The following is a 13,547-nucleotide window of genomic DNA, read 5'->3' as shown; positions in this document are numbered from 1 at the left end:
ACCAGCAGGGTAATGCCTCACCATTTTTCACGTAGCTACACCTGAAGCTTTTTCCAGTCCAGTCCTCTATCATCTGCATACTCTTCGCTCATCGCGTCAGTTTTATGACCCAGCAAGGTTTTAACGTTTAAGCCTTGTTCTTTGTAGAGGCGAGATGCCAGTGAACGTTGTTCATGAAACGATGGCGGGGTATGACCCTCAGGCCACTTAATCCCTGATTGATCCCTTGCAATGGTGAAATACCGCGATATGGAATTCACAGGGATTTTGCTTCCTGGCTTCGCCGTCGCATGCAGAACTGAGTGATGAATTAGGTACTTGCTAACGAATCGATCCCGGCATCTTGCGATCACTTCTTCAAGCGTCATACCGATGGCATCACATCTAAGGGAAAGTGGTAAGGCAATTTTGGACCCCGTCTTGTTTTGTGTGATATGCAGGAACCCATCCCACACATCGGAAAACTTGAAATCAACGATGTCACCCAATCGCTGGCCAGTAATTAAAGCCAGAAGCATGGCGTTCTGCGCAGCTGGCTGCATATCCTCGGCGTGTTTAAAAATGGTTTTCCATTCTGCTAAGGTCAATCGTTTTCTCCTTACCTTCACTACAGGATTCTTCGCAGCAAGAGCAGGGTTATAACCAGGAGGAACCTCGCCTGCATGTTGAGCCTCTTTAAAAACATCAACCAGAACCGACCTTACCTGTTGCCCCATTCTTTGCTTACCTGCATTTTTATATTCATCAATGATGGTAGCGATAATCTTGGTATCCACATCTGCTATTCGCAGATTCGGTGTTCTTTTAGATAAAATATTCGAGCAAAGACGCCTATTTTTTAATGTGGATAGTTTGATCTCGTTGTTTTCCATCCTCTCCTGTTGAATTTCCTTATACTTTTTAATCCAGTCGCTAACTCTCATTCCCGGGGCTTTCTTGTCGTTTGCTTTAATGGCCATATCGACAAGAGCGTATGATTGCTTTGTTTCCTGTTCAGAAATGAGACGATTCATCTCAGTTGCAGCAGCTTTCGCTGCATCTTCATCGGTTCCAAATCCTACAAAAACACCTGATGTGGGATGCCTATACTGCCAGTAGATACGGGATGTTCTCTTATCTAACTTGCAGTATAAGTTTGGAATATTAATGTTATGTTTTCTGGGTCGAGCTGCCATAGAAGGCCTTCTCCACTAACTGGCGGGCTTTATCTGACAGAGATGTAGAAATATCAACATCACCCACCATGCCAATAAAACGAGCATCTTCATCAATCACCCAGCGGCGACCTTGTTTGATTGCAGCCGGGAAGGTTTGTTTGGTTTTAGCTATTTTATTCAGTGTTGCTTTGCTCACTGGATATTTAAAACCATTTGGTCCTGATGCCCAGTCATAGATAGTAACTAGCTGCCCCATACGTATATCTCCACTAATCCGGCTGCAACCGGGTTATCTGCCACTAAAAGAACAAGCCGAGCATCCCCCACGAAGCCCGTCATTACACTTTTTGCACAGCTGGTGGTCTGGCTCTCCTGTTACTGTCGAATAAATCTGGAAAGGAACTATTACTGGCATAGGTACGGTAAGAACCTGGCTCCGAAGCTTTGCTACTTCATCGGCTAATTCCATTAGCCTGTTATGCAGGTCTTTTGCTTCCTCCTTATACCAGGCCAAATCATCACGAATACGCCGCCAGCGACGGAGCTTTAATTTGTTTGCTCTCGGCGCGGCTTTGCGTTCTGCGGGGGATTGACTCACTGTTTTATCCCCCGCTCAGTGTTTTTCAGGTCATTCTCTGCGAAGAGGATTGACGTTCTGGCGGCGCGCAGCCGGGCCTTAGCGTTCTTTTCTTCGCGCTCCAGGTTGGCTACAGCCTCGCGCAGTTCATCACGGCGGTTATGAAGCTGCTGAATCTCTCTCACCACAGCCTCGCCATCAGTCGCGCACTGAAGAACGTACTGGAAAGGGTCAACGGCACAGCCACATTGAAGGCACAGAATGATCCGCCCTTTCTCATCGACTTCAACGGCTTTATGCTTGCAGTGTTGCTGCCTGTAGTCCTTTCTGTCGGTTACGGTGATATTCAGTAGCTTCTCTTCGTCTCGCTTGGGCTGCACCAGAGTGATGACGTTGTCGCTCTCATTTTCCATCTGGCACCTCCTGCGGGGCGGCTGCGAGCGTGGCGGCGTTCCAGGCTTCAAATTGACCATCAATGCCATCGTCACAATAGCCGTCAGTTGTCCGTAACGAATCCCAGCCATCGAGGGGCGCTCCATTCTGTGATTCCCACCATTTTTCGAATATGGAGCGGTCAGGCACAACCGGCTGCTGCGCGTGGCGATAGAGCGGGATGATTTCCGTTAACGCCGACTCCCAGCCAAAATGATCCGCTTGAGCCTCAACAACGGAGCGAGTAATGCCGATCGCTTCGTCGTACACTTCTCCGTGATAAATCGCAATCCATGCCACCGGCTCGCTGTCCATTGCGGCCAGCATCATGCGGGCTACTCGCTTGAGAATCTCTACATCGGCGAGCCCCAATTTGTAGCCGGCTTTTAAATCAAAGACAGCCTGAACATTCTCTTCTCTGGTTAACTGGTTATTGGTCATTGATTGGCTCCTTCTGGCTTGATTCCGCCGTCACAATGCGGGCATGGGCCAGCTTGCTGACCGTTTTTGATGGTCCTGCCATACGAGCAACGGTAACACCGCAAATTTTTAGCCTTTTCCGTCACTCTGATTATGTCCCTGCCGAATCCCATAGAAATTCGCTCAAGATAGCCGCGCTTTATCAGGCTTTCAGCCATGATGCCGACTCTAACTGGAAGGAGAGAATCGCCATCCCATAACGCCGTTTTACGGAATGGGCTAATTTCGATTTCCCAGCCGTGGACAATTGCTGGCTTTAAAAACTCGCGTTCGCGTTTGTTTAGTGGTTTGCCCATCACTCAGCCTCCCACTTGATGCCAACGGCGGTCAGCCATTTGGAAAAGTTGTTCTGACAGTCGATATATCCCTTCGCGTAGTCCTCAGTGGCACCGTAATGGCAAATCTGAAATTCATCATATTGCTTCACGGTGACGGTGCGGGGCTCCAGCTGAGTAATCCGCTGCTGCGCCTTCTCCAGCGCCTCTACCAGCGCGAGGACGTTGGCAGGGTTAGCCAACTGAACAAATTCACGATTGGCCGCTGAATCCGGCCCTATAAAATTCGCGATAATAAATCCGCTGTTGGCCTGGTCATCGTTGCTGCAAGTGGCATCCCAGCCATCGCCAGACTCTTTTACCCAGTCGCCGGAACTTGCTTTCTCTGCTGCCGCTTTCATAGCTGGCGCCAGTTCGGTGATATCAGTCATGGCTGGACTCCTTCACGCCATCCCATTCAACCCAGGCGTTTTCACCGTCTGCATCAATTTCGCCTTTGTGTCCGCATTTCGTGCATACGGCTTCGTCGCCAGCCCAAAGAGTATCCGGAGACACAGACCAGCCAGTCACACTCACTTTGTCGTTGTTGCAGTTCGGGCAGTTATCAAGCCAGCCGACAGTAACCGTTAATGGCCCGTACCCATGCTCTGTTCTAATGCTCATTTGTCGGCCCCCTCGCGCAGCAGCTTCACATGTGAATTAGCCAGGGAAAGGTAAGCCAAAGCTGACACTGCCTCGCTTTCATCAAAAATCTTATGCACGGTGTTGGATACAAACTCTTCAACCCCTTCAGCCTTAATCCCGGCATAGATGCGATCGGTGCCGGGGGTTTCTACCGAGTCAACCAGCCAGTAATCGCATGTTTGATAGGTGTGCTGGCTATCGGAGGTGTGCAGCCCTTGAGCATCGAAGCCTTGAGCTTGTTGAATCACGACACCCCATGACACGCGCTGAACATCTTCGCTCCAGCCGTCGTCTGCGTCCTCACGGTAAGCGTCAATCTCAGCTTGCGCTGTATCAATAGCGCTCTGCTTGTCTTTGAAGTAATCGAAGCCGTATTCAGGGGAATATGCGAAGTAAGTTACGCCAGCCTTCAGCCCCACATTCTCCGCAGCCAGCTGCTTAAACGCTTTCGCCAGCGCCATAACCTTTGTCTCTTTGATTGACAGCTCGCCCGCCGACTCCAGCGACTGAATGAGCTCGTTTACTGCCTGTAGTGTGATAGTCATACAGCCTCCCCGAGCACCCAGCGCAGAGCATCAGCGTATTCACCGCTGGCACCTTCAAGGGCTTTTGTGATTTCTTTGCGTGATTTGAGACGTGGCTTAGTTTCGCCAAGCACGGCGCGCTGGCGCCTGGCTTTTTCATGGCCGGTAGTTCCAACGGTTGCAGATTCAATCTCTTTTACTTTTTCCCGCTGCTCTTCCGGGGGAAGCGTGCCAAGCTGACGTGCCTGGGTAACAGTAACAGTGCCAGATTCCACCGCTTCCCGGACGGCCTGAGTAGCATCGAGGAGGGAGAGCGTTGCTCGAACGGTCTGAACGCTGCAGCCAAACAACACCGCAATGTCGTCCTCATCGAGTCCGCGGTCGAGAGCGTCTGACATTTTTTTAGCGCGGCCAAGCGGTGTATCAGGTCGGCGAATTTCGTTTTCGCTGACCATGTATTTAGCCATCTGATTTGCTGATCCGCGCTTAACGACCCCAGGAACAAGCAGTGGGTCTTTGCCCTCTTTCAAAAGAAGCTTATTTGCCTCCAGGGTATGTTTTACGCGCTGACGGCCTACAACTACGCAGGTGAGCCCCGTTTCAGGGTCTTTCCAGACGATGATCGGCTCCAGTACACCCAGCTCCTTGATGTTCAGTACCATCCCTTCGTCGATCGGCAGGTGAACACGTTCATCGTAGAGAGGGTGGGTCATATCGGTGACCAGGTGCAGGTTTTCGGGCTCGAACGTTAAAACGTTCGTCTTGCCACTGGCGCCATATACAACTTTTGAATCTTTAGCCATCAGACAGCCTCCACATCGCTGGTGGAAGCAGCCGAGATATTCTCCATATCGCGCATAGCTTCTAAGACGTGCATATTGCTGCGGGTTTTAGTGTGACGTTCAACAATGCGATCGCATTCTTTAGCCCAGGAAAGAACTTCTTCTTTCATGGCGTCACGTTCTTTACGTGCCTGGCGAAGAGTAACGTTCGAAACATCGAGCATAGTTGCCAAATCTTTTAGCAGTTCTGCAGTAGCAGGAGGCATTGTTTTAGCCGCCTCAAAGGCATCTTTAATTAACTGCTGTGCTGTTTTTGCCATTATGTTTTTTCTCCAACTGACGCGCTGCAACGCGCTTTAGGGTGCAGCAACCCAACCCATGAGAATGGGGTAATTGCTGCTGTTCTAATCAGGCTGCTGGTTTTTGTTCTTCGGGCTCTTTGTAGGCGAGCAGATCACAAAGCTGGTTAATTACTTTACAGAACTGGAACATGTCCGTACCTGCCTGGTGACGCCAGCGGTAGGCTTTGTCGTCATCATCAGAATAATCATTATCCTTGGTATCGATCCGCCGGAAATGGAATTTATCTGTAAGCAGAAAAGAGACGCCGCAGCCTCTTAATTCCATGTTATCAACGATAAAACCTGTGTTCAGGCTCTCCAGAATTTCACTGGTAACGGAAGTGTGCTCCGCAGAGTAGCGAATAACTTCTTTCTGTTCTGCCAGTCGGGATAGCTGGACATAATCACCAACCTCAAACCCGGCAAACGCTGATTCTTCGCCGTCCAGATGGTTTTTAAGGCGCGTTGTCAGGCCGTTTTTGATATCACTGATGTTGATCGTGACTGTTTTTACTGAGCCGATCACTTTAACCAGCATCGCCCCGACTAAATTGGCAATATTTTTATTGGCGGAATTAATGATCAGCAGATTTTCTGCAGTGTTATACAGGACCAGGATCAGAGACGACTTGATGAATGCCTGTTTGCAGAGCTGAACCTTAGCATCCTGGATAATGTTGTTACGGTCAGCGCGCTTCAATTTCTGACCACACGCATTTTCGATGCGCTGGATACGCTCATTGGCTTCTTTCATCACGACGTGCTGGGGGATTATTTTCTCATCGCGGCGAACCACGATTGCATAACCGCCAGTAATTGGCGTAACCAGCTCGCCGGTAATCGGATTAGGGACGAAGGAAGCCCGCGCGAACTCCGTTTCTGTAAGTTCAGAGTAGGGCAATTCCTGCAGGTGCCCTTCAACCGATTCAATACTGGGCAAAGTAGCCCGATAGACAATGGCGTTACGTAACTTTGATAATTTCATTTCTATGTCCTCTGCAAAGGATTGGTTAGTTATCTCCACACAACACAGAAGAGCACCTGCGGCTGCAAATCCGCCCGAGCGGATTGGGTGATGGGCCCGTTACTCGGTGATGCTCTTGTGTCTTGTGTAAAAAGGGCGGTACCAGAAACAAAGGGAAACTGGCACCGCCAAGACTACACACAGCACAGTTATGCACTTAATATTAGATATCTTACATTTTTAGTCAAGGTGTAATTGTAAGTAATCTTACTTTTATGCCCGGGGGTATAAAAAACCCGCTTATGGCGGGTTCGGAGGGGATTGCAAAGTTAGAGATCTATGATGATTTGCTTAACTATCCCGATAAGGTTGGTGTCTTGATTGATCTCGATAGGTTTGAAAGACGGATTCAGTGGCATTAGGTATGAAAAAGGCGGGTCAATAGCTAACTTCTTAAGAGTTGCTTCACCGCCCGAAACGGTTTGAGCCACGACGATTTTTCCATTAGCTTCATCAACAAAACCATACTCCGGCTCTACAATAACAATGGAACCATCTGGAATGCTAAGCTCTTGATTTGACGTCATTGAATGTCCTTTAACTCTCAACGCAAAGGCAGAATCAGACAGCTTTCGCGTCGTTTTCACCATTTCATTGCTAGGGTTCCCTATTACCTCGGTCCAATTACCCGCTTGCACCCAAGAAATGAGTGGAACCTCTCTTGTTGAGATTAGATTTATATTAATGCCGTTTTCGATATCCCCCGTGCCAAAAACTAGCCACTCGGGGGAACATTGCAGGCATTTACAAACCAGAATCAGGTTTTCTCCAGACAATTTAGTCAAATCACTTTCCCACTGGGTAACAGCAGAGGCACTGACACCAGCCCACTCAGCAATATCCCGCTGCGTAAGTTTTTTCTGTTTTCGCCTAAATCTTAATCTGCTACCAACGGTATCCATAAATTCTCCTCGGATTGCACGTTAGCAATCTTACATTTAATTGACGTAAGCATGCTGTCCATATACGATGTAAGAATGCTAACTTTAAGGAGGTGAAGCATGTTAAAAACACAAGTTGTTGAGTACTACGGTGGCATTTCTAAAACGGCAATTGCTTTAGGGGTAACCCATAGTGCTGTTTGCCAATGGGGAAATGTAATTCCACAAAAACAAGCATTTGTAATCGAGAGAATCACAAAAGGAAAACTCAAATACGATGCGAATCTTTACCAAAAGTCTATAGACCCAGCAGCTTAGAGGTAACTACAAACCGAATTTCAAAGGGGTAGGTATGAACCCGGAACAGTTCATAAAAAACAATGTTGTTAAGGCACTCCTGACTGATGGTTATTCAGCAGAACAGGCTGAGCAGGGGGGGGTAGAGGCTATTTCGTACTACCGGCGCTCATCAAAGCCGACAACCAAGCGAAGAAACATCTTTGACGACTGCCTTGAACAAGCCCGAATGATTCTTAAGTACGGCAAGAAGAAAGGCACCAGAACGAAAGGGGCATTGATTTAAATGACAAACCTGAAAGAAGCCGTAAAGGCAATGTGCAAAGCCTATCCCGGCGGACGTGAAGCGATGGCTGGTGCATTAGGTATGACCTTAACCCAGTTCAATAACAACCTCTACGAGAAGAACGGCTGTCGTTTCTTTGAAGTATCTGAACTGGAAGCGATGGAGGACATCTCGAATACATCTCACCTGGCTGAATATTTTGCCCGCCGTCGCGGTGCTCTGCTGGTGGATGTGCCGCACCTGGAAGAACTGGACCGCGTGGACCTGTTTAGTCGTGCAATGCGTACCTCTGCCGCCAGGGGACAGGTGGATCAGATTATCGAACAGGCGCTTGAAGATGGGGTTATCGAAAGACATGAAGCTGAAGAAATCATGGTGCATCACCGCCGCCACCTGGCAGCGCGTGAAGAAGAAATCGCGGCAATTATCACGTTGTTTGCACGCAAAAAGAAGTGACGCCAGCAGGTTGCAGCCTCTGGCGTCGTGGCGTGTCGTTATCAGTGGAGATTACTAACGCATGAACAGTTTACCAACACAGTACCGCAGGTCGCAACTTATAGCGCGTCCGGTTCCTGGTGGAGCAGGTCCGGTTCAGTTCGTGTATGGGGTAAGAGTACCAGGCGGGTTCGAGCCTGTCTGCTACCAGTTTGCTCAGTGGGTGGTAGGGGACTTTAACGGTCAGGCGGGGAGCGTATGCGAGAACTTAACCGATGGTTCAGAGATCACTACGGAATCCCGGTCCAGGTCATCCGCTGGGAGCCCCAGACACAGCGCGTTATATACCTGCGTGAAGGGTACGAGCATGAGTGCTTCAGCCCCCTTGAGCAGTTCAGACGAAAATTCAGGGAAATAGAGGGGTCTTATGAGCCTGTTAATGCCATCAAGGCCGATAGTCATCAATCCTGACCTTGCATACAGCATTGGTCTGAATGAAGCCATAGCGTTGCAGCAGGTTAACTACTGGCTGAAGGAGACAACCTCCGGGCTTGAGCGTGACGGTGTGCGTTGGATCTACAACACCACTGAGCAATGGCTGGAGCAATTCCCGTTCTGGTCTGAGTCAACGCTGAAGCGCACATTCACCCGCCTGAAGAGCCTGGGCGTACTCAAAATCGAGCAGCTCAACAAGTCGCAGCGCGACATGACCAACTACTACACGATCAATTACGAGAGTGAGCTTTTAGATGAAGTCAAAGTGACTAAATCGAAGGGGTCAAAATGCGCTGTTCCATCAGGTCAAAATGACACGATGGAAGAGGTCAATATGAAACGCTCCACCAAGTCAAAACGAACCGCTGTCATCAGGTCAAATTGGCACGATGATCCTACAGAGAATACAACAGAGAGTACTACAGATAATAAAACCCCTTCTTGTCCGGTTGCTGAGCAACCTGACGAGACCGGGCCTGCGATTACCGTTCTGGAACATTTCAACAAGGTTACTAATTCGAGCTATGGGCGAGGAGGACGTGGCAAAACTACTCTGGGATATATCCGCGGTCGTCTGGCAGAAAATTACAGCCCTGAAGACCTCATGCTGGTGGTTGATTACCTGAATGAGAAATGGGCGAACGATTCAAAAATGTGCGACTACCTACGGCCAAAAACACTTTTTGCCCCAGAGAACTGCGCGGAATATTTCGATAAGGCCCGGAAATGGTCCTCGGCAGGACGGCCTTCCTGGGTGAATGGACGATGGTCCAAAGACGCCGCTGCGTTCAAGTCCACTCACGCCAATGTTGATTATTCTGGCATACCAGCGGGGTTCAGAGGATGAGCAAGCCATTTCTGAAGTGGGCAGGTGGTAAATACACCCAACTTAACGATCTGTTCAGGTATATCCCTGAAGGGTTACGACTGATTGAACCATTCGTGGGGGGCGGTTCTGTATTCCTGAACAGCGATAAACACGCGGATTTCCTGTTGGCAGATGTTAACCCCGACCTTATCCATCTGTATCAAATGCTGGCTGTCGTGCCTGACGTGGTTGAAAACAAAGCCCGCTGGATGTTCGAGAAAATGGGCAATCCTGAAGGTTATGAACTGATCAGGAAGGAATTCAACGCGCAGACACTGGATGCAGCCGAGCGTGCAGCTGCATTCTTGTATCTCAACCGGCATTGCTTCAATGGGCTGATGCGTTACAACCTGGCCCATCAGTTCAACGTTGGCTGGGGAAAATACAAAGCTCCCTATTTCCCATTTCAGGAGATGAAGGCTTTCGCTGATATGTCTCACAACTGCGTATTCATGACATCCGGTTATCGCCGGACTATCGGCCTTGCAGGGAAAGGTGACGTTGTGTATTGCGATCCCCCTTATGAACCGATGCCCGGTACTGCAGGGTTTACCGCGTATGCCGCTGGTGGTTTTAACTGGGATGACCAGGTATTGCTGGCTAAGCACTGCGTAGAAGCGCACCAACGTGGCGCGAGGGTAGTCATTTCAAACTCATCAGCCCCCAGGGTAGTAGACCTGTACCGGGAGCATGGTTTTAATCTGGAATTTATCAAAGCGCGTCGTTCGATCTCCTGCAATGGCACCACGCGGGAAGTCGCTCGGGATGTCGTGGCGATCCTCTAAGGGGGCCTTATGAAACTGACACTGCCATTTCCACCAAGCGTAAACAGTTACTGGCGCGCTCCCATCAAAGGGCCACTGAAGGGACGGCATCTGGTTAGCGAGACTGGTCGCAAGTTCCAGAAAGCAGCCAGGGCGGCAATTATCGAACAGTTACGGGCAGTCCCAAGGCCATCAAGTGAGCTGGCGGAAGTTCATATTGTTCTGTATCCGCCGGATCAGCGCCGTCGTGATATTGACAACTACAACAAAGCGCTGTTCGACGCGCTGACTCAAACCGGTGTCTGGGAGGACGACAGCCAGGTGAAACGTATGCTGGTGGAGTGGGGGAACATCGTGAAGAAAGGGAAAGTAGAAATCACCATTAAGCGATTTATTTCCCCGGCAGTTGCAGCTGCCTGACAAGTGGAGAACGTATGAATCAGTTAATCGCAAGCAAGACAGTTACGATGTCGAGCATCGAAATATCTGTTCTGGTAGATAAGCGCCACGACAACGTAAAAAGAACAATTGAAGCGCTGGTGGATAAGGGCGTTATAGCTTCTCCTCAAATTGAGGAAAAGCCCACTGCAGGGCGGACGATGTCGGTATATCTCTTCAGGGGAGAGAAGGGCAAGCGAGACAGTATTATTGTTGTCGCGCAATTATCGCCAGAATTCACAGCACGCCTTGTTGACCGCTGGAATGAGCTTGAAGCTGCACAACATCCGGTCATCCCGCAGTCTTTCTCGGATGCTTTGCGTCTGGCTGCTGATTTGCAGGAACAAAAAGAGCATCTGTCGCAAGAACTGGCATTAGCCGCACCGAAGGTTGATTTTGTTGATCGTTACTGTACTGCTAACGGTTCAATGTCATTCCGTCAGGTGGCAAAGCTTCTTCAGGCTAAGGAAACAGAGTTCCGCTTATTCCTGATTGAGAATGACATCATGTACCGGCTTGGAGGAACGCTGACGCCGATGGCTCAGCATATCGATGCGGGACGTTTTGAGGTTAAGACAGGCACATCACTTACATCAAACCACGCGTTCAGTCAGGCTCGCTTTACCGCCAAAGGGGTCAGGTGGATTGGAGGCCTGTGGACAGAGTACAAAGCAGGAGGACACGCAGCGTGAGAGCACTACTTACTCCTGAGATCGCCCCTAAAATGGGCGTTGTTCTTCTTCGCCCAGGTGCTGAGCTTATGCCATTGTTCAGGCGAGGACGTGTACTGATTGAGCCTGAGCCAGAGCGTTACGCTGAATATCAGACTGGAGCTATCCCTCCAGCAACACAGCCGCTGGAAGGTGACCCAACGGTATTGCCTATCTTTGAAAATATGGATGTGCTGATCCGTGCTGGCGGTTTAGTAGGCCTTGAGGCCGAGTTGGAGCGTACTTTCGAATGTCAGTATCCGCATGCAACCTGGCATAGTGAGAATTTCACACTCTTCCGCCATGAACCTGGAAGCATTCGCCTTTGCTGGGGTTGTGACAATCTTGTCAGGGACCAATTCACACAGGAACTGGCAGGCATTGCGCGTAAAAACCTGGTATCCTGGCTGATATCAGTCATACGTTCCAGACTGGGATTTAATGAGGACCATGCACTAACAATTCCGGAGTTGTGCTGGTGGCTGGTCATTAACGATCTGTCGCACGTCATACCGGAAACGCTGGCAAGAAAAGCGATGCGATTGCCTGAAGTCAGGCACCAGTCAGTGATGAAAGAAAGTGATTTACAGCCAGAGTTTGCGGCAACCGAATTAGTCCAAAAAAAGATACTGGCGCTGAAAGTGGATACTGAAACGCCGGAATCATTCATGCTTCGGCCAAAGCGCCGACGCTGGATAAACGAGAATTACACCAGTTGGGTTAAAACCCAGCGGTGTGCCTGCTGTAATAAACCAGCAGATGACCCCCATCACCTGATAGGCCACGGACAAGGTGGAATGGGAACGAAAGCGCACGACCTGTTTGTGTTGCCGCTTTGCAGAGCGCACCACGACGAGTTGCACGCTGACACCGTGGCATTTGAACAGAAATATGGCTCACAGCTGGAGCTGATATTTCGATTCTTAGATCGTTCGCTGGCAATCGGCGTACTGGCGTAAGTGGAGACGCAAGATGATTAATCCTTCTGAAGTTGGCAAATCCGGCGAAATGGTTCGCCTCCGCACACTGGAAAGCATCTGGATACAGGGAAAGCTGCGTATGTGGGGCCGCTGGTCGTATATCGGCGGTGGTAGCGGCGGCAATATGTTTAATCAGTTACTGGCATCCGGAAAGATAACGAAAACGGCTATCAATGAGGCACTACGCCGGATGAAGAAGTCAGGCTTAACCAGACCAGAGCTTGAGGCATTCTTTAAAGAGATTCTCAGCAGTAAAAACAAAAGCGGCCTAGCGTTCTGCTCTGACGAGGAGGGATTAAAAATTGATGGTGTTATTGCTGGGGTCATAATGAATGAGGACTACCGGTCACTCTATGGTGTGATTGTTGATCGCTATCGCTTACGCAAAAGTAAACTTCAGATGGCTAACGAGCTTATGGAAAAACATCCTGACTGGGCACTGATTACGTGCCGCAGAAGAATTGACACATGGATAAGTTTGGCAGAATCGATACTTTACGCACCACTATGTGACGCGTTCGGCACAAATGGCGACAGATTTTACTTGCAAAGTGAGCAGGAAAGTGCTTGAATTGTGGTAGGCTCGGGACGTTAAAGCGAACTGAGCAGCAAAAATTACTGAAGCCCGAGGTTAACGCCTTGGGCTTTTTGCTTTCCGGCGACACGACAGGGGTATTCGCGAGATGCATTGCATCAGTACCCCTGTCACATCGTCGTAGAGCATTGAAACGAGTTTCATCAGATGTTAAATTTTTGGTGTGGTGAATCCCCCTATGCGGAGGGGCATTGCCAGTCTGATATGTTTTTTTGCGCATTGCGAGTCGTCTGTGGACTGGCGGCGACTTACCGGGAGGCACCCGGCACCACACCTAATAAAAAATGATGATAGCTGTAAGGCCCACTTCGGTGGGCTTTTTCTTTGGGCAAAAAAAAAGCCCGCATGGTTTCATGCAGGCAAGGCAGTTACATTTAGATTTTGTCCCGGTATATGTTTTTTTGTCCGGAAGTCGAAAGATACTGTCTTGACTACTTTTTGTAAATAACGGATTCAAATCACAAGGCCATGCATTTGCATGGCTTTTTTATTTGTGCCACCAGAGCGTCATTCACTCTGTGC

Annotated in this window: 20 protein-coding genes and 1 pseudogene; 10 read left to right on the top strand and 11 right to left on the bottom strand. The window is 49.4% G+C overall.

The features are described 5' to 3' along the window. Positions 1-35: 35 nt before the first annotated feature. The 11 genes and pseudogenes from SIK97_RS18915 to SIK97_RS18865 form a co-directional block, all read right to left on the bottom strand. Positions 36-1,175, bottom strand: a complete 1,140-nt coding sequence (locus SIK97_RS18915) for a phage integrase Arm DNA-binding domain-containing protein (protein ID WP_064374401.1) — start codon at positions 1,173-1,175, stop codon at positions 36-38. Beyond that, a complete protein-coding gene (locus SIK97_RS18910) occupies positions 1,150-1,413 on the bottom strand; it encodes an excisionase (RefSeq protein WP_064374402.1) in 264 nt (87 codons plus the stop codon). Before SIK97_RS18910 ends, SIK97_RS18915 begins: the two co-directional genes overlap by 26 nt. Positions 1,414-1,751: 338 nt before the next feature. Then, positions 1,752-2,147, bottom strand: a complete 396-nt coding sequence (locus SIK97_RS18905; protein ID WP_123829858.1) for a hypothetical protein — start codon at positions 2,145-2,147, stop codon at positions 1,752-1,754. Next, positions 2,137-2,607 (bottom strand): hypothetical protein, encoded by a 471-nt coding sequence (locus SIK97_RS18900; RefSeq protein WP_181680416.1) that lies wholly within the window; start codon positions 2,605-2,607, stop codon positions 2,137-2,139. Before SIK97_RS18900 ends, SIK97_RS18905 begins: the two co-directional genes overlap by 11 nt. Continuing rightward, positions 2,604-2,942, bottom strand: a complete 339-nt coding sequence (locus SIK97_RS18895) for a hypothetical protein (protein WP_181680417.1) — start codon at positions 2,940-2,942, stop codon at positions 2,604-2,606. Before SIK97_RS18895 ends, SIK97_RS18900 begins: the two co-directional genes overlap by 4 nt. Positions 2,943-3,091: 149 nt before the next feature. Next, a pseudogene (locus SIK97_RS18890) lies at positions 3,092-3,352 on the bottom strand (ead/Ea22-like family protein); the annotation flags it as partial. Between the two features lie 228 nt (positions 3,353-3,580). Continuing rightward, complete coding sequence (locus tag SIK97_RS18885; protein WP_181680419.1) at positions 3,581-4,150, bottom strand: hypothetical protein; 570 nt, start codon at positions 4,148-4,150, stop codon at positions 3,581-3,583. Further along, positions 4,147-4,932: a ParB/RepB/Spo0J family partition protein gene (locus tag SIK97_RS18880; protein WP_131929670.1), complete on the bottom strand. Its 786-nt coding sequence runs from the start codon at positions 4,930-4,932 to the stop codon at positions 4,147-4,149. The genes SIK97_RS18885 and SIK97_RS18880 overlap by 4 nt, the downstream gene beginning before the upstream one ends. Beyond that, on the bottom strand, positions 4,932-5,231 hold the full coding sequence (locus SIK97_RS18875) for a hypothetical protein (RefSeq protein WP_047720907.1): 300 nt from the start codon (positions 5,229-5,231) through the stop codon (positions 4,932-4,934). The genes SIK97_RS18880 and SIK97_RS18875 overlap by 1 nt, the downstream gene beginning before the upstream one ends. An 88-nt stretch (positions 5,232-5,319) precedes the next feature. After that, positions 5,320-6,237, bottom strand: a complete 918-nt coding sequence (gene rdgC, locus SIK97_RS18870) for a recombination-associated protein RdgC (protein WP_047720908.1) — start codon at positions 6,235-6,237, stop codon at positions 5,320-5,322. A gap of 308 nt (positions 6,238-6,545) precedes the next feature. Further along, positions 6,546-7,178 carry a LexA family protein gene (locus SIK97_RS18865; RefSeq protein ID WP_040186304.1) on the bottom strand — a complete coding sequence of 211 codons (633 nt, stop codon included), beginning with the start codon at positions 7,176-7,178 and terminating at the stop codon, positions 6,546-6,548. 99 nt (positions 7,179-7,277) lie between these two features. Here SIK97_RS18865 and SIK97_RS18860 point away from each other — a divergent pair, with 99 nt between their 5' ends. The 10 genes from SIK97_RS18860 to SIK97_RS18815 all read left to right on the top strand — a co-directional run bounded on the left by SIK97_RS18860 (position 7,278) and on the right by SIK97_RS18815 (position 13,001). Next, entirely contained in the window at positions 7,278-7,475 is a 198-nt protein-coding gene (locus SIK97_RS18860; protein ID WP_040186306.1) for a Cro/CI family transcriptional regulator, read from the top strand. Positions 7,476-7,509: 34 nt separating this feature from the next. Further along, positions 7,510-7,740 (top strand): hypothetical protein, encoded by a 231-nt coding sequence (locus tag SIK97_RS18855; protein WP_040186309.1) that lies wholly within the window; start codon positions 7,510-7,512, stop codon positions 7,738-7,740. Continuing rightward, on the top strand, positions 7,741-8,196 hold the full coding sequence (locus SIK97_RS18850; protein WP_047720911.1) for a YmfL family putative regulatory protein: 456 nt from the start codon (positions 7,741-7,743) through the stop codon (positions 8,194-8,196). It abuts the gene before it with no gap. Positions 8,197-8,433: 237 nt separating this feature from the next. Further along, positions 8,434-8,646, top strand: coding sequence for a DUF4222 domain-containing protein (locus SIK97_RS18845; protein ID WP_071988277.1), 213 nt, complete (start codon positions 8,434-8,436; stop codon positions 8,644-8,646). Continuing rightward, positions 8,603-9,517, top strand: a complete 915-nt coding sequence (locus SIK97_RS18840) for a conserved phage C-terminal domain-containing protein (protein WP_047720912.1) — start codon at positions 8,603-8,605, stop codon at positions 9,515-9,517. The genes SIK97_RS18845 and SIK97_RS18840 overlap by 44 nt, the downstream gene beginning before the upstream one ends. Next, positions 9,514-10,323, top strand: coding sequence for a DNA adenine methylase (locus SIK97_RS18835; RefSeq protein ID WP_047720913.1), 810 nt, complete (start codon positions 9,514-9,516; stop codon positions 10,321-10,323). The genes SIK97_RS18840 and SIK97_RS18835 overlap by 4 nt, the downstream gene beginning before the upstream one ends. A gap of 9 nt (positions 10,324-10,332) precedes the next feature. Continuing rightward, the gene (locus SIK97_RS18830) at positions 10,333-10,722 is read left to right on the top strand and encodes a RusA family crossover junction endodeoxyribonuclease (protein WP_125286717.1); all 390 of its coding nucleotides are present in this window, start codon (positions 10,333-10,335) and stop codon (positions 10,720-10,722) included. A gap of 14 nt (positions 10,723-10,736) precedes the next feature. Further along, a complete protein-coding gene (locus tag SIK97_RS18825; protein ID WP_047720915.1) occupies positions 10,737-11,432 on the top strand; it encodes a phage antirepressor KilAC domain-containing protein in 696 nt (231 codons plus the stop codon). Beyond that, on the top strand, positions 11,429-12,409 hold the full coding sequence (locus SIK97_RS18820) for a DUF968 domain-containing protein (RefSeq protein WP_319610955.1): 981 nt from the start codon (positions 11,429-11,431) through the stop codon (positions 12,407-12,409). The genes SIK97_RS18825 and SIK97_RS18820 overlap by 4 nt, the downstream gene beginning before the upstream one ends. A 13-nt stretch (positions 12,410-12,422) precedes the next feature. Beyond that, a complete protein-coding gene (locus SIK97_RS18815; protein ID WP_127673849.1) occupies positions 12,423-13,001 on the top strand; it encodes a DUF1133 family protein in 579 nt (192 codons plus the stop codon). Positions 13,002-13,547 lie beyond the last annotated feature (546 nt).

Source organism: Klebsiella sp. JN_Kp126, from assembly GCF_033843325.1.
GTDB lineage: Bacteria > Pseudomonadota > Gammaproteobacteria > Enterobacterales > Enterobacteriaceae > Klebsiella > Klebsiella michiganensis.
The sequence above is the reverse complement of the archived record's forward strand: the minus strand, read 5'-3'. Positions and strand labels throughout refer to the sequence as shown.

Coding starts and splice junctions, on each gene's coding strand:
- SIK97_RS18915 (WP_064374401.1), bottom strand. CDS start 1,175: ATGGCAGCTCGACCCAGAAAACATAACATTAATATTCCAAACTTATAC.
- SIK97_RS18910 (WP_064374402.1), bottom strand. CDS start 1,413: ATGGGGCAGCTAGTTACTATCTATGACTGGGCATCAGGACCAAATGGT.
- SIK97_RS18905 (WP_123829858.1), bottom strand. CDS start 2,147: ATGGAAAATGAGAGCGACAACGTCATCACTCTGGTGCAGCCCAAGCGA.
- SIK97_RS18900 (WP_181680416.1), bottom strand. CDS start 2,607: ATGACCAATAACCAGTTAACCAGAGAAGAGAATGTTCAGGCTGTCTTT.
- SIK97_RS18895 (WP_181680417.1), bottom strand. CDS start 2,942: ATGGGCAAACCACTAAACAAACGCGAACGCGAGTTTTTAAAGCCAGCA.
- SIK97_RS18885 (WP_181680419.1), bottom strand. CDS start 4,150: ATGACTATCACACTACAGGCAGTAAACGAGCTCATTCAGTCGCTGGAG.
- SIK97_RS18880 (WP_131929670.1), bottom strand. CDS start 4,932: ATGGCTAAAGATTCAAAAGTTGTATATGGCGCCAGTGGCAAGACGAAC.
- SIK97_RS18875 (WP_047720907.1), bottom strand. CDS start 5,231: ATGGCAAAAACAGCACAGCAGTTAATTAAAGATGCCTTTGAGGCGGCT.
- rdgC (WP_047720908.1), bottom strand. CDS start 6,237: ATGAAATTATCAAAGTTACGTAACGCCATTGTCTATCGGGCTACTTTG.
- SIK97_RS18865 (WP_040186304.1), bottom strand. CDS start 7,178: ATGGATACCGTTGGTAGCAGATTAAGATTTAGGCGAAAACAGAAAAAA.
- SIK97_RS18860 (WP_040186306.1), top strand. CDS start 7,278: ATGTTAAAAACACAAGTTGTTGAGTACTACGGTGGCATTTCTAAAACG.
- SIK97_RS18855 (WP_040186309.1), top strand. CDS start 7,510: ATGAACCCGGAACAGTTCATAAAAAACAATGTTGTTAAGGCACTCCTG.
- SIK97_RS18850 (WP_047720911.1), top strand. CDS start 7,741: ATGACAAACCTGAAAGAAGCCGTAAAGGCAATGTGCAAAGCCTATCCC.
- SIK97_RS18845 (WP_071988277.1), top strand. CDS start 8,434: ATGCGAGAACTTAACCGATGGTTCAGAGATCACTACGGAATCCCGGTC.
- SIK97_RS18840 (WP_047720912.1), top strand. CDS start 8,603: ATGAGCCTGTTAATGCCATCAAGGCCGATAGTCATCAATCCTGACCTT.
- SIK97_RS18835 (WP_047720913.1), top strand. CDS start 9,514: ATGAGCAAGCCATTTCTGAAGTGGGCAGGTGGTAAATACACCCAACTT.
- SIK97_RS18830 (WP_125286717.1), top strand. CDS start 10,333: ATGAAACTGACACTGCCATTTCCACCAAGCGTAAACAGTTACTGGCGC.
- SIK97_RS18825 (WP_047720915.1), top strand. CDS start 10,737: ATGAATCAGTTAATCGCAAGCAAGACAGTTACGATGTCGAGCATCGAA.
- SIK97_RS18815 (WP_127673849.1), top strand. CDS start 12,423: ATGATTAATCCTTCTGAAGTTGGCAAATCCGGCGAAATGGTTCGCCTC.